This window comes from Okeania hirsuta, from assembly GCF_003838195.1.
GTDB classification, from domain to species: Bacteria; Cyanobacteriota; Cyanobacteriia; order Cyanobacteriales; family Microcoleaceae; genus Okeania; species Okeania hirsuta.
The window spans coordinates 1-22,282 of sequence record NZ_RCBY01000133.1 but is presented as its reverse complement, the minus strand read 5'-3'; the positions used below and the strand labels follow the sequence as shown (position 1 = coordinate 22,282).

The following is a 22,282-nucleotide window of genomic DNA, read 5'->3' as shown; positions in this document are numbered from 1 at the left end:
GATTTGGTGATAACATGACGTTCAACTAGCTTCATACCTTAATTGTAGGTAATAACGACTCAATGGATAGACAACTGAAAAACTTACTCACTTTAGTTTTATAGCTATAGTTATGAGGAAGTTTGATTAACTTTAGAGAAGTTTTCGCTTTCTGTATTTACCCCATTTTTGGCAGTATAATTTTTACAAGTTAGTTAGTAAATTGGGCGTTGCATAAATGCGGGATGATTTTAATAGTTTTGTGTTTGGGGGCATCTTGCCCGTTCCTTATATTTTCACCCCAGGCAGGATGTCCACCCCACTTATATTCACCCTGCCCCTCAGTAATGCCGTAAATTGCAGTAGGAGTCAGGTTATGAGAAGAAATATCATCTAATTAACCTACCACCTACCACTTAAAACCTACTACCTAATTTACTTACTGGGGGTTTTCCTCTTGAGACAACGACTCATATACTGGACGAGAAGGCGCTCGCTTTCCTGGTATATCTGCCATCAAATCAACTTCCACATCCTGAGTCGTACCATCATCCATAGTTTCTACCTTGTGAGCTGCAATATCTAAACATAGAGACTGTAACTCTCGCATTAATACCTTGAAAGATTCAGGAGTACCAGGTCGTGGAATTGCTTTTCCTTTAACAATTGCATTCAACGCCTCATTCCGACCCTGCATATCATCGGATTTCACAGTCAATAATTCTTGCAAAGTATAAGCAGCACCAAAAGCTTCTAATGCCCATACTTCCATTTCTCCAAAACGCTGACCACCTTGTTGTGCCTTACCACCCAAAGGTTGCTGAGTCACTAGAGAATAAGGTCCTGTGGAACGAGCATGAATCTTATCATCAACTAAGTGAACCAGTTTCAACATATAAGCAATTCCCACAGTTACTGGACGGTCAAACTTTTCTCCAGTGCGTCCATCATAAACAGGAATTTTCCCGGCATAATTTTCATTAAATACCCAATCTTTACCAGAACGTTCCCTGGCCAATTCCAACATTCGATGTACCGTTTCCCTTGATTTTTCACGACCGTGCATCTCATCAAAAGGTACACACTTAAATCGCACATTCAAAACCTCACCTGCCCATCCTAGCAAGCACTCAAAAATCTGCCCCACATTCATCCTCGAAGGTACACCCAATGGATTTAACACTACATCTAATGGAGTACCATCGGGCAAATAAGGCATATCTTCAATAGGTAAAATCCGTGAAACAATACCCTTATTTCCATGTCGCCCTGCTACTTTATCTCCTACCTGAATCTTCCGCTTTTGAGCCACATAAACCCTGACCACCATATTTGCTCCAGGAGGCAATTCATCTCCTTTTTCCCTCGTAAATACTCGCACATCAACTATACGGCCTTTTTCACCATTCGGTACTCGGAGAGAATTATCTCGTACATCCCGTGCTTTTTCTCCAAAAATTGCCCGCAACAACTTTTCTTCAGGTGGTTGATCAGACTCTCCCTTGGGCGTCACTTTACCGACCAGAATATCTCCAGATTCTACCCAAGCACCAACTCGAATTATTCCTTGTTCATCTAAGTTTCGCAGACCATCTTCCCCTACATTAGGAATTTCTCTGGTAATTTCTTCAGGTCCTAATTTTGTCTGTCGGGCCTCAATCTCAAACTTTTCAATGTGAATAGATGTATAAACATCGTCATACACTAAACGTTGACTAATGAGAATTGCATCTTCGTAGTTATAACCTTCCCAAGGCATATAAGCCACCAAAATATTCTGCCCTAAAGCCAACTCAGCACCTTCAGTGGAGGAACCATCAGCTAATACTTGACCAGCTACTACTTGGTCTCCCTCATATACCAAAGGTCTTTGATTTAAGCAAGTATCTTGGTTAGACCTTTGATATTTACACAATGGGTAATCTATTTCATTACCTTCTGGATCGACCACAGATATTTTAGTTGAGTCTATAAAGCTAACTTCTCCATCTGTGCGGGTAATAACTACCATACCGGAGTCCCTGGCAGCTTGGGCTTCTAAACCTGTTCCAACTAGGGGTCTTTCTGGGCGCAACAATGGAACTGCTTGTCGTTGCATATTGGAACCCATCAATGCTCGGTTAGCATCATCATGTTCCAAAAATGGAATTAATGACGTAGCAACTGAAACTACTTGCACCGGAGAGACTGCTACATAGTCTACTTGTTGGGGACTGGTAGTAGTAAAGTCTTGTCGATAACGTACTGGTACAACTTCCCCTAAAATATTACCTTCTGCATCGGTCATAATGTCCCCTGGTGCTACCCGGGAATCATCTTCTGCGTCTGCTGTCATGTATATTGGCTTGCCCTCGCGCAGCACTCGACCATTTTCTACAGGATAATATGGTGTTTCGATGAATCCGTAGCCATTGACTTTAGCATGATTTGCTAAGGAACCAATTAAGCCAGCATTTGGCCCTTCTGGTGTCTCAATCGGACAAATTCGCCCGTAATGAGAAGGATGGATATCTCGTACAGCAAATCCTGCTCTTTCTCTAGTTAGTCCTCCTGGTCCTAAAGCTGATATTCGTCGTTTGTGAGTCAGCTCTGCCAATGGGTTTGTTTGGTCCATAAATTGGGACAACTGAGAGGAGCCGAAGAATTCTTTGATAGCTGCTACCAATGGTTTCGGGTTAACCAGTGATGCTGGTGTTAATGAGTCTGCCTCGGATACGGTCATCCGCTCTCGGATAATTCGCTCTAAACGATTTAAACCTACTCTTACTTGGTTTTGTAGAAGTTCTCCTACACTTCTCACCCGTCGGTTTCCTAAATGGTCAATATCATCTGTTTGACCAATGTCATATTCTAAATTAATTAGATAGTCAACTACGGCTAATATGTCTTCTTTGGTTAATACTCGTACTGTGTCTGGTAAGTTTAACCTGAGCTTTTTATTGAGCTTATATCTTCCTACCTTTCCTAGGTCATACCTTTTTTGGTCAAAGAATCGACTGTGGAGTAGTTGTTCCCCACCTGCAATAGTTGGTGGCTCTCCAGGGCGTAATTTCCGATATAGTTCTAGTAGTGCCTCTTCTTCTCCAAATTGTCCTTCTTTTTCGATTGTTTTTTGGAAATAATCAGGATGTCTCAAAGAGTCAAAAATTTCACTGTCCCCTAATCCTAAAGCTTTGAGTAATACTTGAGCTGAAAGTTTGCGGGTTTTATCTATTCTGACCCAAACTAAGTCATTCTTATCTGTTTCAAACTTCAGCCATGCACCTCGGTTAGGAATTAAACTGGCATTATATGTGCGTCGTCCACTTTTATCTGTCTCAGATTTGTAATAAACTCCTGGGGAACGAACTATCTGATTAACGATTACCCTTTCAGCTCCATTGATGATAAATGTGCCTCTGTCTGTCATGAGGGGGAGATCGCCAATAAATACTTCTTGTTCTTTAATTTCTCCAGTTTCTTTGTTGATTAAGCGGGTGGGAACATACATTTGCACTGCGTAGGTGCTGTCTCTACGTTTGGCTTCTTCTACAACGTATTTTGGTTGCTTTAGTTTGTAGTTTTTGGCAATAAAGTGAAGTTCTAGTTTTCCTGTATAATCTGTAATAGGAGAATAGCTTTCTAGTTCTTCTATTAGGCCATACTCTAGAAACCATCGAAAGCTTGCCCTCTGAATTTCAATCAGATCGGGCATATTGAAAATTGGTAGGTTGCTTTGGGTGTTGATATTTAATTTTTGATGAATCATTCTTGAGTATCCTGGTTGTTGATTTATAGTTTTTTATGGGTGATTTTATCTCCCACAAATTTTATTTCAAACTTGAATATGTAATACACTTGTAAATTAGTTAGTGTAATATTTTTACAGTTTATATACATGAGTAAAGCAAAGATTCTGTGCCAATTTATTTTTTTTATAAGTAAATTTCATGATTTTTATTGAGTGTTATTTTAATTTTTTTCTGTTAAGTTTACTCACTAACTACTATTTTTGAATCAAACAAAAAAGCTGTAGATAATATCATTTTTATAATTTGGTTAGGATGATGAAGTTTCGCCTAAGTAGTATAAGTATAGTTGTACATTTAAAGCATAAAGCCTAATACAAAAAGTTAGTTTTTCTTAATTAGTAATCTAATAAAAAATACATATTAATTTTTCAAGAAAAGCAAGTTAAACGATAATTTTATTGAAGATATCATAATTATTTGGTGCAGTTGCCAGACAATTATACTCTAATAAGTTTTTTGATTCCGGCCGTCTCCCAACTCAATATACGCTATTTCTGTCGTTGAGACTAGACAACTTTAGTTGTCCTGTGCTAGTTTGATCAATAAAAAGTAAGCAGAATGTTAGGCATTGGCCTAAGCAGACTGTGTAGGGGCACTTTGACTTGTCCCCAAAGAATATATCTTTGGTCAGCTAAGAATAGACGAAGCAACAAGGATTTATCCTGTTGCTTAGTATCTACTTAGAATCCCCGTGAGTTGAATCCGGGGAGTAGTCAATCTCAAACTTACTCTCAGCATTATGTTAGGCCATTAAAGAGCGAACTATTAATTTACTTGTTTGACTTTTAATGATGAAATCTAAATATAATAGCCTTTAGGTATTTTTGGTGTCAATAGATAATCCAAATAGCCTACAAGCATTTTCGCTAGTTTGTAATGCTAAACTTTCTAGCGTCACACCTCTAAGTTCAGCTACTTTTTCAGCAACGTATTTAACATAAGCAGGTTCGTTTCGTTTGCCCCGCTTTGGAACTGGTGCTAGGAATGGACAATCCGTTTCTACTAACAGTCGATCATCATCTACTATTTTAGCTGATTCTTGAATTTGGGTAGCCTTTTTAAAGGTGACAGTTCCACTAAAGCTAATATAAAATCCTAAGTCTATAAATATCTTAGTTTCTTCTGGATTACCTCCCCAACAATGCATTACTCCTTTGACAAGTCCTTGATTTTTTTGGAAATCATCAATAATCTCGGCCATTGAGTGAGCAGCGTCACGACAATGGATAATTAACGGTTTGTTGAGTTTTTTGGCGATGGTTAACTGTTGTCTAAAAACAAATTCTTGTTGTTCTTTATTATCTGCTTTGTAAAAATCTAACCCTGTTTCACCGATAGCCACTACCTGAGGATCGGATGCAGCTAACTCTTCAATTTGAGTAGCCGTCGTAGATGTCCACTTATGAGCATCTAAAGGGTGTAGGCCAACTGCATAAGACAGTTCTGGAAAACGATCTGCTATTGCTTTAATAGCATTGAATTCCTGTGGTTCAACACAAGAGTGGACAAGGTGGACAACTCCTGCTTGTTGCCAACGTTGGCGTATGTCTTCCAGGTCAGAATTGAATACGTCAAAGTTAATATGAACGTGAGTATCAATTAGCTGCATTTGTGGCTCTCCAGGTCTTCCAGTTATCATTTATCAGTACCTTCTGCAATCAGGAGGCTTGACATTATAAATATTCTCTTAGTCAGTTTGTAGTGCTATATTGTCAGTTGATATAGGTATATTGGCCACAAAAATATACAAAGTTGTTAATGGATCGCTTTAACTATTTTAAACTTTTTTTACTCAAGACAGCTATTGAAGAAAAAATGAAGTCGGGTAATTAATTTAAGTTCTTACTAATTCAAGCAACTATACCGACTTGTGACATACTCCCACACTAACCATTCGGTATAGTGTGGGCTTCTCACTTCGCAGTCCTGCCATTGCATCGGACTCCATGAGCTTTAAGGACGGGATGCCCCGCCGCCCTTTTTGCAGAGCGAAAAACTACGCACCTAGCTCCGCAATAAGACTAAGTAATCCAATCTTTTTTAAGAAGCTACAGAATCATTAGTTTCTGAAGACTCTTGCTGTTTACTGTCGATCTTTAGATGCCTTTTATAATATCTAACTAACCTGGACTTTTTGCGAGAACCATTATTTTTGTGTAAAACACCACATTTTACAGCTTTATCAATTTTACTGTAAGCTTTTGACATTCGCAGATTAACTTCTTGCTTTAATTCCTCTGTGGGATTAGCAGCGTAGTTTTCTACAGCAGTGAAGTATTTTTTCATCAGGGTTCTCACTGCTGATTTGTAGCTTTTGTTGCGTAAACGATTGCGTTCAGCAATCTGGATTCGCTTGATAGCAGACTTAATATTGGCCATAATTTAACTTTTCTTTAAGATCCAGACATTGTAGAAATTCATCTCATTCCGACGGTTCCCTTAAGAGACACTGCGGAATTCCTAAGACTCACGACTTAGGTTTCTGCTTCATAGCACCTACCTCCAAGGCTTTTACCTCTTTCCGGCCTTACGGTCACTCCACAGACTTACACTGCTAGCCCAGCAGCCAAAATATATAAAAATATAAAGTACCAGATATATAAATATAGCATTAATTATCAGAAAATACTAATACTTGTTGAAAAATATTGCAATTGAAGGTTTGGTATAGGAGTCGAGGCAAAGGACGGGGACAGATCGAAAGCTTAAAACTCAGATAACGCCAGATTTTTCCTTCTTTCTTCTTCCTTCTTTCTTCTTCACTTCTTCCTTCTGCTAAAGTTAAGCTTTTGGAGATATTGACAGATGATGCAGAAAACTGAGTACAGTATTAAAGATGCCAGTGTTGTTACTTCACGCTATAACAAAGAGTAATGGGTGATTCGGAAACTTACGAGAATGGTTTTACTTTTATCCCTCAATTAAATTAGGGTAAAGCTAAGAGACAATTGGCGACCAATAAGAATTTTTCTTTCTTGATTGTCAAGTGTTGAGCATTCTGCATAGTTTTAATGTTGCTCCAACTCTCTGAGTTCTGAAAGTACCCTCTACTAACGAACTTTATTAGTTGGCATTCCTAATCTCCATGCTGCGAATAATTACTAACTGGCTTGAGGCACAAGCTGAATTAAAACGTATCACAGAACGTACCCATGATGATACGGCTATTGATAAAGAAACAACGGTGCGAGAAATCTTGCGCTCCGTTAAAGAAAAAGGTGATGAGGCTCTATTACACTATACTTCTGAGTTTGACCATATTACCTTGACTCCAGAAGAGTTAAAAGTAACTGGTTCAGAGTTAGATGCGGCCTATCAACAAGTAAATAAGGACTTATTAAATTCTATTCGTTTTGCTGCTAAACAGATAGAAGCTTTTCACCGACAGCGAGTTCCTAAATCTTGGGTTCAGTTCGGTGATGATGATGTGGTTTTGGGCAAACGCTACACACCAGTAGATCGAGCTGGTCTATATGTTCCTGGGGGTAAGGCTGCTTATCCCAGTACAGTTCTGATGAATGCTATACCTGCTCAAGTGGCCAAAGTCCCGAAGATTGTGATGGTAACACCACCTGGTCAAGATAACAAAATTCATCCCGCTGTACTTGTAGCTGCCCAGGAGGCAGGCATTCAAGAAATTTATCGGATTGGAGGGGCGCAGGCAATAGCAGCTCTAGCTTATGGGACAAAGACGATACCAAAAGTGGATGTAATCTCTGGGCCGGGTAATATCTATGTAACTTTGGCAAAGAAGATTGTTTATGGTACTGTAGGCATTGATTCTCTGGCTGGACCTTCAGAGGTGATGATTATTGCAGATTCTGAAGCTAACCCAGTTCATTTAGCAGCAGATATGTTGGCTCAAGCAGAACATGATTCGTTGGCTTCAGCTATCTTGTTAACTACAGATTCAGCAATAGCACGTCAGGTGGTAACAGAGGTAGAGCGACAACTTCAGGATCATCCACGTCGCACAATGACAGAAAAGGCGATCGCCCATTACGGTTTAGTTGTTGTTGTTGAGTCTCTCGAAGCTGCTGCTGAACTTTCTAATCTATTTGCTCCAGAACATTTAGAGTTGGAAGTTTCAGACCCCTGGGCTTTGCTGGAAAATATTCGTCACGCTGGTGCTATTTTCCTTGGTTATTCGACTCCAGAAGCTGTGGGAGATTATTTGGCAGGGCCAAATCATACTTTGCCGACTTCTGGTGCTGCTCGTTATGCTTCAGCATTGGGAGTAGAAACATTTATGAAGCATTCTAGTTTGGTTCAATATTCTTCTGCTGCTTTGCATAAGGTGGCTACAACTATTGATATATTGGCCACGGCTGAGGGGTTGCCCTCTCATGCTAACTCGGTAAGAGTTAGGACAAAAACTCAGGAGCAAGAGCAACAAGAATGGGTGAAAAAAGAAACAATTAATCAGGAAAATGATGGTAAAAATTTATAAGTAATGCAAGAGGACTCCCGTTAGAATCTTTAAGATCGCGGGAGAACATACCACTAATAATATAGAAAACTTTCAATTGTATAGCACAAGGAAAAAGGAAGCAGGAAGAAGGAAGAAGGAAAAATATTGCGTTGTCTAAGTTTTAAGCTTTTGACCTGTCTGCGCCCTTTCCTTCGACAGCTATAAAGTTTGTAATACTTTCAAAGATGGGGATTTAAAAGTAAGTCTTCATGTCCCACAAGTTGGCTATTAGCTTCTACGGTAGAAAGTCTGTTTAACCTAGATGGGGCTGATTATGGTAGCATTCTGCCTAGTGATGTACCGGAGAGATATGGTCAGTTAAAGTCAAAATGTCTCTTTGTAAGATTTTGTTTAAGTTTTTATAGAACAGATTAGTTGTTACTAAATTTATTCAAACTTTAACTGGGTTTCTTTGTAGAAACCTTAATTATCTATTTATTCATACTGGTGGGCATTATAATTATTTTGGTAACGGCAGACTAAACATTTGATACTTCATTTACCATTACTGTACAGGACTACCTATTTCTTAATCTCTACTAATACTCTTGTCTATGGCCTTCAAAACAATTATTGTAGCTCTCAGCAATTCACACTCAGATCTAGATTTAGTAATTCAAGCATTGACAGAATTTCACTTAACATCAAAAACGAGAGTGATTTTATCTCATGTGGTTGCTACGGAAAAATCAGATTTGGATCGGGAAGCGGATCAACCTGAACCTGAAGGGAAAAATATTTCTGTCGGGGAATTTGAAAAGCAACTCCAAGTTTACCGAGAAAAACTTCCTTGTACTACTGAAGTAGAGGTTGTGATCGGCGATCCAACTGAAGAAATTGTTCGTTTATCTAATATTTATAATGCAGATTTAATTGTAATTGGTAGTCGGGGATTAAAAGGTATCAATCGGATTTTGCAGGGGTCTATTAGTAGTGAGGTTGTTGCTGAAGCAAATTGCTCTGTGTTTGTGTTCAAGCAGAGATAGCTAATATAATTTTTGTTATAGCGTTTTTATCTGGGATGTGGAAACCAAGTGCTATGAAAAGGGAATATGTATGGAGAAAATAGGGAAGAGTAAAGGAAGAAAAACAGCATTAATATAGTAGCAAACACCAGAGCATTAGGTACTATAAACAGCACTTTTTTCTAAAAAAAACTAAATCTATATTTACATTTAATTTGAAAACACTATATAAATATAAGTATTCAGAACGTAAATAACTCTAAAAATATAGAAAACAAATAGGTAATCAAAAGCAAGAATAAATTTAATTGCAGTATTTGTTTATGTATAGGAAATATGATTAACTTATGGGTTAATGGTTAACCACCGAAAATTATAAATTCAATACTATAATCTTATTTTTTATTTGTTAAATCAATCATAACTTGACATTGAGACAAATTTTAATATCTAGCTCTAAAATACTCATACCAAATTAATATAAAGTTGCATAGAACAATATTTTAATCAGGCGTTGCCTGTACATTAAAGAAATACTTGTTAATAAATTTCATAATTATGTGCCACCGCGGCACCCAATACCTAATACCTAACACCTACCGCCTACCACCTAACAACTAATTCTATGCAGCCTCACATAAAATTGGTATCAGAAAGTAATTAAAAATACAAAATTGTCTCTAACTCAGAGAATTGGGCTATATGGGATTTGACAAATTCTAACAGAAGTACGAAAATAAGTCCTAAAATTTCCCAAAATCTAATTCTCAAGTTATATAAAATCAGGTGAAACAAGAGGCATGAAAACTTTTTTTAAGCAGTCTATAGCTGCACTGACAACTTTAGGAGTATTAACTTTCTTTTCTCTTCGTCCAGTACCAGTTAGGGCAAATTTCTTTGACCAAAAAGAAGTCGAGCAGTCTAGATACATTGCAATTGCAGTTCCTCGTGCTTTTGGGCCACAGTTGCTAATTTTAGAACAAAAAACCGATGCTAGACAATGTTGGGGTGAAAGTGGCGATCGCCCGGTCTTGGTCGATCCTCTATTACTAAATTTTGACTTTACGGGTATTTGTGGACGTGCAACCGACAGTAATGGTTATTCTATCCGAATGGCAGGTACCGATCTAGCCCTTGAATATGCTCTCTCTTTGCAAATGAGCGGGGGGGATATACGACTAATGGGTATTTCTCGTTATGATTCTAATGCACCACGACTACTGATCGGCAGAACTTATGGTTTAGCTGACGGATTTACTAAAATTATTCTTGAACCTGGTTGGCGGTTTGCTAAAAGAAGTTATGGGGGTAAAGAGTTAGGTCATATATATGTTACTCATGACTGGATGCCAACAGAGTTAGAAACTAATAATAACAACTAGATAGGGTCTACTGAAAATATGTTTTTGTAGAGGGTAGGACTCAGAACTCAGAACTCAGAAGTCAAAAGTCAGAAGGAATAATTGTCTGATATTTGTCTGTCTAGAGTTTACTGAAAATGTGAGTATTTTTAGCTTTTTGGAGCGAAAAACTTGCATTTTTTTTCGTAAAAAAGGCTAAAGCATTTACAAATAAAGGCTTTTAGAGTTAATCAGCAAGTCCTAGATATATCAAATAAATTTAAAAAGGTAGCCATTAAAAATGACTACCTTTTAATAATCCTCAACACCACTTAAAATGAACTTAAAAAGTAATTGACACAACAGTTGTGCCTTAACGTAAATAGAGTTTTTGAGAAAGAGCATCGACGACTGACCGTGTTTCGTCTCGATGCTCTTGCTGATTCGCTCCTCACACGGTAGACATTCTAACTTAGAAAGCTAGTTTTGTCACTATATTTCAGTAATTTTTTTTGACAAATCTTGAAAGCACTATCTATCAAGAGCTTCACCTTTGAGATAACCAATCTAAAATCAAAGAATTAACTATTGTTGGCCTTTCATCGTGGGGACAATGACCTGTGTTGGGTATGGGAACAAATTGGATAGATGCACCTTTCTCTGCTAAGTCTTGATAAATTTTACCACCAGAAATTGGTGTCCAAGGATCGTTTTCTCCCCAAATTACTAACAATGGTGCTGGAATTTTTGGTAACAATTCTGAGGGATGGGGTCCAGCAGGTGCAGTGAGAATTGAAGCAAAGACTTTCTGCGCTCCAGGGTCGCAGGAAGGACGATGAAGTAGTTCGATTAACTCATCTGTAATGGCATCTTGATTACTATAAACTTGTTTGAGGGTGCCACGAATACGATATTTTTTACGGACTTGATTGAAAATAAATGGTCCTAGAGCTGGGGAATTAACTAATTTGCTGAACATTCCCATTATGAATCTTAGGGGAGGATTTAATTCTTGAGGTCGATGGTTTAAGCCTCCTGCACAGTTAATTAGAATCCCACCTGTACAAATTTCTGGGTAGTCTGCTAGTATCATTAGGCTAAGTAATCCACCAATGGAGTTGCCTATAAAGACGGTGGGTTTTTGAATATGTTGGTTCCAAAAGTCGTATAGTAGTTCTTGCCAAAGTTCTAATGAGTAATCTATAGGTGGCTTAGAAGATGCACCAAATCCTAGTAAGTCGAGGGCAAATACTTGATGGCCTCCAGCGGCGAGGGTAGGGATATTGTTACGCCAATGACCTATGGATGCACCAAAACCATGAATTAATACTAGGGGTTGTCCAGTTCCCATGACTGTATATTGGATTTGGTGGTTTTTCCAAGTCCAAGTATGCAGGTCTAGTTGATTTGGTGGTGTTGCTATAACGGGGTTCATTTTATAAAGTTTTGTAAACTTACATATTTATCATAATAGAAATGTTGGCAAAATTTAGGTCTATATTTTCATTAGTAGGGGAGTGGGGGAGTAGGGGAGTGGGGGAGAAGTAAACATCAGAATAATTAACATTAACTTGGCTAAAATTAGCAAAAAAATTTATTCTGCTCTTTTAAATTACTTAATAACTGAAGTGTTATCTAAGTTAAGTATTAATGTATGGGAATTGATATAGGATTATTGCATAAGCGATCGCTAAAGTAGCTTGCGAATAAAAATCCTAATTAACCGTTAAGTTGATTGATAAATTCTTGGTGTTCGGAACTAGATAATTCCTGCTGAAGTAGATTTAATACTTCAGGAAAATTTCTTTCTATTAAGGATGTAACTGCTAACTATAATTTCTGTAAATTTTGACTTTTTATCACTCCGTTTTATCTATAGCAACAGAAAGATACTCACTCTAACTAAAAATCCTAATTAATTGTGAAGTTGAAAGTCTCCAATATCTCACAACTCAAATCATATTGCTATAGATAATTTCTGCTGAAGTAGATTGAATACTTCAGGCAAATTTCTGTCTATTCAGGGTTTAACGGCAAACTATAATTTAGGGAAATTTTGACCTTTAAACCCTGGGTTTTTATTGATGGCAATATTAAAGATACTCACTCTAACTAAAAATGCTAATTCACTGTGAAGTTGACTAATAAATGATTGGTGTTCAGAACTAGATAATCCTTGTTGAAGTACATTTAAAACTTCAGCTAAATTTCCTTCTATTAAGGATTTAACTGCTAACCATAATTCAGGAAAAACTTGACTTTTTATAACTCCATTTTCATCTATTGTCGCAGAAATATATTCACCTTCAGACAACCAAAAATAACTGAATTATTGTTCATAAACTCGCCCAACTAAATATTCTTTGACTCCATTACGTTGATAGACTTTTAATTTATCATGCAAATCATAAGCAGCACTACTAGCAGCAACTTCAACAATTAATTCTGGTGCTCCTTCTATATAATCATCCTCACTAATTGTTGTTTGTCCTCCCAAACTTGGTTCAATAAATAATATGGCATCTGGTTGAGGTTCATTATTTTTATCTAAACGAGAGTAGTATTATCGACACTCCTAACTCCAGGAGTAGCAGCAGTATACACTTCTAACCAAGTATTAATCTGAAGATGAGGTTCTCCATGGGCAGAAAATCTTAATGGTGAAGTCATATAAACAATTCCTTCAATAAGTTCAGCTTTTTTATGTTTTGGCATGGAAAAGCAGCGCTTTTCAAACTCATTTCTAGTTAAGCGATCGCCATTTTCTCAAGGTATTATTTTGATTTTAATCATAGTCTTATTATATTATTGTTGTTTTTCACTAAGTATAGACTACATAACTTCTAGATGCTTTGATTGGAGAAAAAATATCTGTATTCTCCCTAGATGAAAACAGTTATAAAATTCAATATTTCATAATTATTATGACCAAGGATAAAAATATGGGCATACAAAAAAAGATTAAAAAGCGTTTCGGTACAGAAATGCTGTTTGCGGAGCATTCCGGTACGGAAAATGCTGATAGCTAGTTAAACAAACTATCTACAAATTGTTAAGTATTCACAATATTTAGACACCTGATTGTGTGATTTTTTGCTGCCCTACTTAACTTAAATATTAGCCATTCTTGCCTCAACCATCATTCGCACTACATCTGGCATTTTATACTGTGCTTTCCATGCTAATTTTTCTTTAGCTTTAATTGGATTTGCTCTACCTACGGAAATATCAGTAGGGCGATATAAACTTCGATCTACCTCTACATAATTTTGCCAATTTAATCCTACAGTAGCAAAAGCTTCTATGACAAAATCTTGTAAAGGATAACTTTCTCCAGTAGCGATTACATAATCATCTGGTTCTTCTTGCTGCAACATCAAATACATTGCTTCTACATATTCGGGTGCCCAACCCCAATCTCTCTGTACTGAAATATTTCCTAAATGTAATTTTTCATTACTACCATTAGCAATTTTACAAACAACTGAAATAATTTTTTGAGTTACAAAACGTTGAGGTCTGAGGGGAGATTCGTGATTAAATAATATGCCAGAACAAGCAAATAAATTGTAAGCTTCTCGATAATTTGCCACTTCCCAAAAGGCTGTAGATTTAGCAACAGCATAGGGACTTCTTGGGCGAAAAGGAGTGATTTCTGTAGCAGGTTGACCGCCTGTATCGCCAAAACATTCGCTGGAGCTAGCATTATATAATTTAATTTTTGCTCCGGTAAATCTAATTGCTTCTAATAAATTTAATGTGCCAGTAGCGATACTTTCTAATGTTTCTACAGGTTGTTGAAAAGATAGACCTACTGAACTTTGACCTGCTAGATTATAAACTTCATCTGGTTGATATTTGGTTAATATTTGTAAGACACTTCTAAAGTCAGTTAAAGACATAGAGTCTAATTTTATTTTGTCACGAATATCTAAACGATATAAGTTGTTAAAAGTAGACATTTGGGCATCTCGGGAAGTGCCACAAACATTATAACCTTTTTCTAGTAATAGTTTGGCTAAGTAGGAACCGTCTTGACCTGAAATTCCGGAAATTAATGCTGTTTTCATAATTTTTAAGGAAGGAGAAAAAGAGATAAATATTTAGGACTTGCTGAATAAGTCTGAAATTTTAATTAATCAAAGTTTTAAGGGTTATTGAGATATTCATGTAGTGCAATAAAAACAAATAAGTCGAACTGTATGTCAAAATTCAGACATTTTTTTGAACTGAAACAGTGAAATTTTTTCTACTGTTAAACTTCAATAAACTATTGCCTTTCCTCGCCTACTTTTTTTCACCATACCCTATATTAGAAGGCTGACTTTATTGCCTTTTCCAGGTAATAAGTCAGGAGTAAGAATTAATAAGAATGTTTTTTGACTTTTCCTGACTCTATCCTTACCTAATTGGGTTAAATATCTCATTATTCTATAATACCATTTTGAAAAAAAGAATGCTTAACTTAGACGACACTTCAATTATTAAGTAATTAACATGCTAACTGAATAACTTTTTTGATAATTAGCAGGCCATTTATTGTTAATTATTCTGATGTTTAGTTCTCCCCTACTTTTGTACGGGCAAATGGCTATTCGGCCATACTCCTGCCCAATGCAAAAATGTAGCAAACATTTATCGCGCTTGCTATAACTTCTGACTCCTGTATTCTGACTTCTTTTTCAAAGATATCTTTTGATTAAAAACAACAGGTTATTGCCTAAATGTAATCTCTATATAGAAGCCTTATTCAGGTTATATAAAACATATTTTGGAGTTAGATTAAAATGGTTATTTTTCAGACTTTACGATCTATTTTAGTTTTCTTGCACATCATTTATAATTGCTATAGATTTATACAATCTAGCCTTTCTCAAGTTACTGAGGTACAGTTGTTTTTCTTCTTTTCTATTCCCTATTCCCTACTCCCACGCAGCAAAATAATTTTTGACCTCACGCCTCTTAGGAATTGCTATATATCAATCTGGAATTGTTTCTGCTAGAATTTTCGCTAAATTTTTGAGATGTGCTGCGTAGTTTTTTGTATTTTGATTAGGTGGTATTTTTTCCTGATTTTCTAGTTTTAGTTTGGTTTTTTCTAGTTCGGTTTGAGTTTCTTGAAGTTGAGATTTACAGGTATTCAATTCTTCTTGATACTTGAAATATTTAGATTGAGATTGTTCTAATTCTACCTGTACTTCATCGAGTTGGAATTGGGTAATTTCTAATTCTTCTCGCACATCATATAGTTCTGAAGAAGATTTATCTAACTCTGCTTGAATTTGTTGTAGTTGTGCTTCGGCATTTTTGGCAGTTCCTTGATTTTGCTGAAGTTGAGACTGAGCAGATACTAATTGTGCGGAAAATTCGTCTCGCTGAGATTTAGTATTTTCTAATTCTTCACGATTTTGTTGAAGTTGAGATTGGGTAGATATTAATTTCTGAGAAAGTTCATCTTTCTGAGACTGAATATTTGCTAACTCGACTTGATTTTCCTGAAATTTTACCTCCAATGAAACACTATTCCCTATTTCTGAAATATCCACATCTCGAAAAACTGGCGTACTATTCCAAGGTTCAAAAGGTATAAGTTTTGCAGTGGAAAAATGAGGTCGAAAGAAATATTTTCCGACTTCATTTAATAGACAAGCAGCAAAAGCAAAGGGAGTGTTAGAAATAGCAACAAAATCACACTTACTCAATAAGAAAAAATTCAGATATTCTTGATTAACTTCTATCCCCAAGTCTTGAGCGGTTACAGGATGATATTCAGCAAAATAAGCCAGAGGTAATTCTTCTATATTATCGCTGGCAATAAATAAAACTGGTTCCTCTAAAGTTTCCCATAAACCATCTAACCAAATTTTATACCACTCACTCGGAGCAACAGCAAAATTACTATTTTCCTCTGAATGTGATTGTAAATGTAAACCAATGATAGTTTTGCCACGAGAGTGTAATTTTTCCCAAGCAAGTTTTACTTTTTCCTCTACCTCTAGTGCAGGTTGAAACAAAGAACAAAAATATTCTTTAAAGGGCACATAATAGCGAGTGTGATATAAAAATTCTCCATGAATATCTACATTTTTCAAAATTTCTGTATTACCGAGGATAAATTCATTATCATTCTCCCCAACTTCAGGTAAATCTTCAGAAATCTCTCGATCTTTATGCCCAAATAATTCTTGCCCTATCCATTTTGGAGTCTCTACTGATAAGCAATTTTCTTGAGCATATATTTTCAAGAAACCATACTGAAAAATTTGATTACCTAATCCACCATTTTTGCCAAGAGTAGACATACTAATTACTTGTTTTCTCACATAAAAAGCATCTCCCCAAGAAGGATGAAAAGGCGTGGCAACTGCTATTTTACCAAAACCAGTCTGTGCTAAAAACTCATCAATTTTTTCTGCCAAAGCACAACCTTCATAGAGTTCTTCATAATTGATTTTTGTGTAAACTGCATCTATATATTTAAGTAGATTAGTTGCACCTTGTAATGCCAAAAGTTCTGCCCCTTGAATATCTAGATTGAGAATATTAAAATCTGCTGGTGTTAGTCCTAATTCTGATAGCAAAGTATCAAGAGTTTTTGACTCAACAGTTAGTTGATGTGTTTCTTTAATATTTGGATAAATATTTCGATAAAATTTCAAAGGCAAAATGGAACTACTCTGTCCCATGGAGTTAACATATAATTTTACTTTTCCATTTTGATTACTAATAGCATAGTTAACAGCTTGCACATCAATAGATACTTCGGCAATATTTGTTTTTAGCCTTTCAAATACTGTGGGGTTAGCTTCAATGAAAAGAATTTTTGAAATATTTAACCCTTGATAAGTTTTAATATCTTTACCCTCATAAGCACCTACATGAATAATGCCTCTAGGAAAAATTTGGTTTTGAAAGCAAAGGTTCTTTAAATCTAATTTCATGACTACTAATACTTAGATAATTTCAGTTCAGAAAAAAATAAATATGTCGCTCTACCACTAATAAAATCAATCTTTAACCAAGAAGAGAACTATTTCTTAGCTAAAGCAGTAGAGCAGAGGTAAAATTCAGCCAATTTTTTGAGTTTATATTCTCTAGATATAGCGTTTTCATTTGAAATGTAATATTAAATCTGGTGGTATTGGTATAACTAGATAGTTAATTAGGAATCAGGAGTCAGGAGGAAAAAGAATTTAGAAATATTTTTGCTCTACCTGAAGATGAAACATTTTTTTATACCGAATTAACGGGATGTGATGTCAAACAATAATTGGTTATTTACTAACATTAAAAAGTCCAGAAAACCTTCTTACTTGTTGCCTCTTGCCTTTGACTTTTTGCCTAAAAGCGACCATGTTTTTTACGCAACTCAAATGAAATTAGTATATATCTAAATCTCGATCAAATTACTACCAAAAGTCTTAACTAGATATGTTATCCAAAATATATTGCCAAGCATTCAGCAGTCAACTATCAGCTTTATAGAGTTGAAAATGTAGTAGAAGTTAAACTAATGTTTGCTTCATTCATTAAAAAGCTGTTTGCGTAGCATTCCGTAGGATGAACTGACCGCTAATAGCTGTTTGCGCAGCATTCCACAGGAAATGCTTACATATATTATTAACTAGGTATCTCACAAAAACCAACATAGTACAAAAGATTGTCCGAGATTTGTTTGATAAATAATCTTTGAATTTGCAACATACTTTAGCTTAATATAGTCAAGTATGAAAAAATCTATACTTAACTGTGAATGTAGTAGAAAAACACCAAAAAGCCAGAGAATATTTGGCCCAAGGTAAAATGGATAGAGCGATCGCTCTGTGTCATCAAATTATAGAGGTAAAACCAGACTTTATTCCAGCTTATCAGACTGTGGGAAATGCTTTAGAAATTCAAGGTAATTTAAAAGCTGCAATTAATTGGTATTTTAAGGCATTAAAAATTCAGCCAAACTTAGCTGAATTATACAAAATGATTGGTAATTTATACTCTCGACAAAAGCAGTGGGATGAGGCGATCTTCAGTTACCAAAAAGCTATAAAATTACAACCAAATTTAACAGAAGTGTATGAAAATTTAGGGGATATTTTTCGGCAGCGTTATCAGGATAATTTAACAGCAGCATTGAGTCATTATCGTCAAGCAATAGATTACGATCCTCAGAATGAAAGCAACTACCATAAAATCTTAGAAACTCAACCCTATCATCCAGAAATATGTTGTCGTTTAGCTAATATCTTATTTAGAAAAAATAAATTAAGCTCTGCAATTATTTTTTATCAAATTGCCCTAATAACTGAACCAGAAAATCCAGAAATTCATTTTAATTTAGGCAAAATATTGACAGAGCAAGGCGATATTCAGCAAGCAATTTATGAATATCAACTTGCCTTAGAAATAGAGAAAAATAATCCAGAGATTTATCTAAATTTAGGAATAGTTTTGGCAAAAAAAGAAAGATGGTCAGAAGCGATCGCCTCTTACCGTCGTACTATTGAAATTAATCCCAAGTTAGATTTAGCTTACAACTATTTAGGAGAAGCTTTAACAAAAGTGGGGGAATTAGAAGAGGCAATCTATGTTTTTGAGCAAGCAATAAATCTCAATCCCACCTCACCTTTATTTCATAAAAATTTAGGAGATGCTTTAGCAAAGCAAGGAAAAATAGATGAAGCAAGTGTCGCTTATAGTCGTTTTATTGAATGCTGAAGAAGGAAGAGGGAAGAGGGAAGAAGGAAGAGGGAAAAATATTGCTTTTTCTGAATTTTAAGCTGAAGAAGTAAGAGGGAAGAAGGAAGAGGGAAGAGGGAAAAATATTGCTTTTTCTGAATTTTAAGCTGAAGAAGTAAGAGGGAAGAAGGAAGAGGGAAGAGGGAAAAATATTGCTTTTTCTGAATTTTAAGCTGAAGAAGTAAGAGGGAAGAAGGAAGAGGGAAGAGGGAAAAATATTGCTTTTTCTGAATTTTAAGCTGAAGAAGTAAGAGGGAAGAAGGAAGAGGGAAAAATACTGCTTTTTCTGAATTTTAAGCTGAAGAAGGAAGAAAGAAGAAGGAAGAGGGAAAAATACTGCTTTTTCTGAATTTTAAGCTTTTGATATGTCCTAATACCATGGGTGAAAAAAGAATATTACGAATAATAAGCATGATTAAAAGACAGGTGCAGAAGATGTCCCTTGAACTAAAAAGATAAATTATGGCCTAATAAATGGCATTAAAACTATTCATTCTGACTCCTGACTCCTGACTCCTAAGAAATAACCTTTCCTTCGACAATACTTAACTTAAATAGCACTTCAATATATTAAGTAATTGACACAAATATAATCACCTTTTTGATAATTAGCACCCTAGAAGCGTATTAATTATTATTATATTTACTACTCCCTGTACGGACGTTGCATGCAACGTCCCTACCCACTCCCCTGCTGCCCCACTCCCCCACTCCCCCACTCCCCCGCTCTGCTATTTCCTATTTTCTTGATAATATTTTTGTGCAGTTTGTATCCAAGCTTTAATCTGAGATTCTAGCCATTTTTTTTCATCATTTAACTGATTAATTTTCATTTCTAAAACCGAATTTTTATTCTCAAGATTTTTAACCCAGTCCCTATATTCATCCACTTCAAACTTGAGGCGAGAATTTACTTGTAAAATTTTTTGTATTCTAGTGCCTAACTCTTGCACAGAAATACTTAATTTTACTGACTTACCCCGCCAATTTTCCAGCAACTCGGATAACTTGAATGCTTCATCAAAATTTCCCTTTTCCAGATGACGATAAATTTGATAAAAACTCACCCATTTAACAGTTCGAGATAACACTTCACTTTCCCAATAATTTAATTCTGGGTCTGATAAATTTAAACTATCAATTAAATCACTACAAATTTGTAAATGTTCTTTTACCTGATAAAAATCATCAAAACTATGAGTTTTATTTCCTTCATGCCATCGATAATATCCCAATATTTCTTTGACAAAATATAAGTCAGCAACCAAACCAATTCTCAACCATAATTCTAAATCCGCAGCATAAGCATAATTCTCATTAAATTTCCCGCCTACTTTCTCTAAAACTTGTCTTCTCATTAATACAAACGGGCAACAAATAGGATTAGCTTCTCCCAAAATATTCCTCGCCCATTCCTTGCCATTTACTAACTTATCCTCAGGATAATTTGCCCAATTCCAATTGAGATGATTATTATTAGCGTCAACCACCATAACAGATGAAGTAACTAAACCTATATTTTGGTATTTATCCAAAATTTTTACCTTTTGCTCTAAATTTTTTGGCAACATCACATCATCCTGAGCAAAGATAGTAATATACTCACCATTAGCACTTTCTAAACACTGATTCCAATTAGTAAACAGTCCTAAATTTTTTGAATTTCTCAAGTATCTAATTCTGTTATCTTTCTGCAGATAATTTTTAATAATTTCTGGAGTATTATCGTTGGAACAATCATCAGAAATAATTAACTCAAAATCTGTAAATGTCTGTTGAAGGACACTATCTATTGCTTGAGTTAGAAATTCTCCAGAGTTATAAGTAGGTAAACAAACGGTAACTTGAGGACAATGATTGATGAGCATTTAATCTAATATTAATTTTGAAGTAATACTAAGTTTGGTTGATAAAAGATATTTATAATTTTTTGATGTTCTTTATTTCTTAGTGTCAATTCAGTTATCAATTATCAGTACCTCGGGCAATAGGGAGGCGATAAAATGCAAAATTTTCTTTTTTATCTCCTTAAAGGGGGAGGTTTTATACCTGATTTTTTTGTCCAAGATGGCTCTTTGAAACTGTATTCACGATCGTACTGTATTATACCAATTTGATTAAAGAAATTATAAATAATAAAAGTGATTGAATAACCTGATGTTGATGTCTGTTAAACTCAAAATAAAGCTTGATATTTGTCACTAATAAATTCAAATAGTTACTAATAGATAAAAAACCGAGAAGAAACATTTCAAATTATTTTTATGAGGCCGTGAATTCTCTGACAAAGCGTAATAAATATTTGCTATAAATAACTAGGTTATTTCTTAGGAGTCAGGAGGACTGAGTCAGGAGTAAAAATAAATAGCTTTGATACCATTTATTTTTACTCCTGAATTCCCCTCCTGACCCCTGATCGTATCTTTGTCGGCGATTGAGTTTTTTGTCAGGAGTCAGGAGGACTGAGTCAGGAGTAAAAATAAATAGCTTTGATACCATTTATTAGGTGGGACTTTATCTTTTTAGCCCAAGGAACATCTCCTGCAGGTTTCTTTTAATTGCCCTCATTATTCGTCACATTCTTTTTCCAGATTTGTATAATTCCTAAATTAAGTATTTAAGCATAATTAATTATGCATTAACTTCTCACTCTGTCAGACTTAGAGATGAAATTATATACAAATAATTTGGCATGAGTACTTATGATTATTCCTGAATTATAAATTATCACAATTTAGAGTCAACTTTTTTCAATTGCCATGAAATATTTTGAGTTAGGGCAAATTGGAGTGTGACTAAGTTATTTTAATTATTCCTGTTCTTGCTGATAAGTGGAAACGTAAACTTAAAAATATAGCAACTGTCATTAAGCAGGAACAGAAAATTAACTTCCTATTTTTGTCATCAAAATATATCCTTGACGAAAAAACTTTTATACCAATTTCATAAAATATTGCAAAGCGTGAGGACACAGGGAACAGGGAACACCGGAGCTGGGAACAG

Annotated in this window: 12 protein-coding genes and 1 pseudogene; 5 read left to right on the top strand and 8 right to left on the bottom strand. The window is 35.5% G+C overall.

All coding sequences use genetic code 11. The features are described from left to right. Window positions 1-418: 418 nt before the first annotated feature. The 3 genes from rpoB to rpsT all read right to left on the bottom strand — a co-directional run bounded on the left by rpoB (window position 419) and on the right by rpsT (window position 6,149). Window positions 419-3,727 (bottom strand): DNA-directed RNA polymerase subunit beta, encoded by a 3,309-nt coding sequence (gene rpoB / locus D5R40_RS20295; RefSeq protein ID WP_192901294.1) that lies wholly within the window; start codon window positions 3,725-3,727, stop codon window positions 419-421. A gap of 857 nt (window positions 3,728-4,584) precedes the next feature. Beyond that, a complete protein-coding gene (locus D5R40_RS20290) occupies window positions 4,585-5,379 on the bottom strand; it encodes a TatD family hydrolase (protein WP_124155116.1) in 795 nt (264 codons plus the stop codon). 431 nt (window positions 5,380-5,810) lie between these two features. Then, window positions 5,811-6,149, bottom strand: coding sequence for a 30S ribosomal protein S20 (gene rpsT / locus D5R40_RS20285; RefSeq protein ID WP_124142695.1), 339 nt, complete (start codon window positions 6,147-6,149; stop codon window positions 5,811-5,813). A gap of 706 nt (window positions 6,150-6,855) precedes the next feature. Here rpsT and hisD point away from each other — a divergent pair. The 3 genes from hisD to D5R40_RS20270 all read left to right on the top strand — a co-directional run bounded on the left by hisD (window position 6,856) and on the right by D5R40_RS20270 (window position 10,588). Continuing rightward, entirely contained in the window at window positions 6,856-8,220 is a 1,365-nt protein-coding gene (gene hisD, locus D5R40_RS20280) for a histidinol dehydrogenase (protein WP_124155115.1), read from the top strand. 575 nt (window positions 8,221-8,795) lie between these two features. Beyond that, window positions 8,796-9,227 (top strand): universal stress protein, encoded by a 432-nt coding sequence (locus tag D5R40_RS20275; RefSeq protein WP_124142696.1) that lies wholly within the window; start codon window positions 8,796-8,798, stop codon window positions 9,225-9,227. Between the two features lie 779 nt (window positions 9,228-10,006). Next, window positions 10,007-10,588: a DUF3747 domain-containing protein gene (locus tag D5R40_RS20270; RefSeq protein WP_124142697.1), complete on the top strand. Its 582-nt coding sequence runs from the start codon at window positions 10,007-10,009 to the stop codon at window positions 10,586-10,588. A 505-nt stretch (window positions 10,589-11,093) separates the two neighbouring features. On the opposite strand, the gene D5R40_RS20265 is transcribed toward D5R40_RS20270, so the two are convergent. Together D5R40_RS20265 and D5R40_RS20260 are read right to left on the bottom strand one after the other, a co-directional pair. Then, window positions 11,094-11,981, bottom strand: coding sequence for an alpha/beta fold hydrolase (locus tag D5R40_RS20265; RefSeq protein WP_124142698.1), 888 nt, complete (start codon window positions 11,979-11,981; stop codon window positions 11,094-11,096). A 699-nt stretch (window positions 11,982-12,680) separates the two neighbouring features. Next, window positions 12,681-13,312, bottom strand: a pseudogene (locus D5R40_RS20260) (Uma2 family endonuclease); the annotation flags it as partial. An 86-nt stretch (window positions 13,313-13,398) separates the two neighbouring features. Here D5R40_RS20260 and D5R40_RS35675 point away from each other — a divergent pair. Then, on the top strand, window positions 13,399-13,575 hold the full coding sequence (locus D5R40_RS35675; RefSeq protein WP_161565029.1) for a hypothetical protein: 177 nt from the start codon (window positions 13,399-13,401) through the stop codon (window positions 13,573-13,575). An 81-nt stretch (window positions 13,576-13,656) separates the two neighbouring features. Here the strand turns inward: D5R40_RS35675 and D5R40_RS20255 are convergent, their stop codons facing one another. Both D5R40_RS20255 and D5R40_RS20250 read right to left on the bottom strand, forming a co-directional pair. Beyond that, a complete protein-coding gene (locus tag D5R40_RS20255) occupies window positions 13,657-14,616 on the bottom strand; it encodes a GDP-mannose 4,6-dehydratase (RefSeq protein WP_124142699.1) in 960 nt (319 codons plus the stop codon). A gap of 909 nt (window positions 14,617-15,525) precedes the next feature. Next, window positions 15,526-17,487: an FkbM family methyltransferase gene (locus D5R40_RS20250; RefSeq protein WP_124155114.1), complete on the bottom strand. Its 1,962-nt coding sequence runs from the start codon at window positions 17,485-17,487 to the stop codon at window positions 15,526-15,528. 808 nt (window positions 17,488-18,295) lie between these two features. Here D5R40_RS20250 and D5R40_RS20245 point away from each other — a divergent pair. Continuing rightward, window positions 18,296-19,258 (top strand): tetratricopeptide repeat protein, encoded by a 963-nt coding sequence (locus D5R40_RS20245; protein WP_124142702.1) that lies wholly within the window; start codon window positions 18,296-18,298, stop codon window positions 19,256-19,258. A 752-nt stretch (window positions 19,259-20,010) separates the two neighbouring features. On the opposite strand, the gene D5R40_RS20240 is transcribed toward D5R40_RS20245, so the two are convergent. Further along, entirely contained in the window at window positions 20,011-21,147 is a 1,137-nt protein-coding gene (locus tag D5R40_RS20240; RefSeq protein WP_124155113.1) for a glycosyltransferase, read from the bottom strand. Between the last annotated feature and the right edge of the window lie 1,135 nt (window positions 21,148-22,282).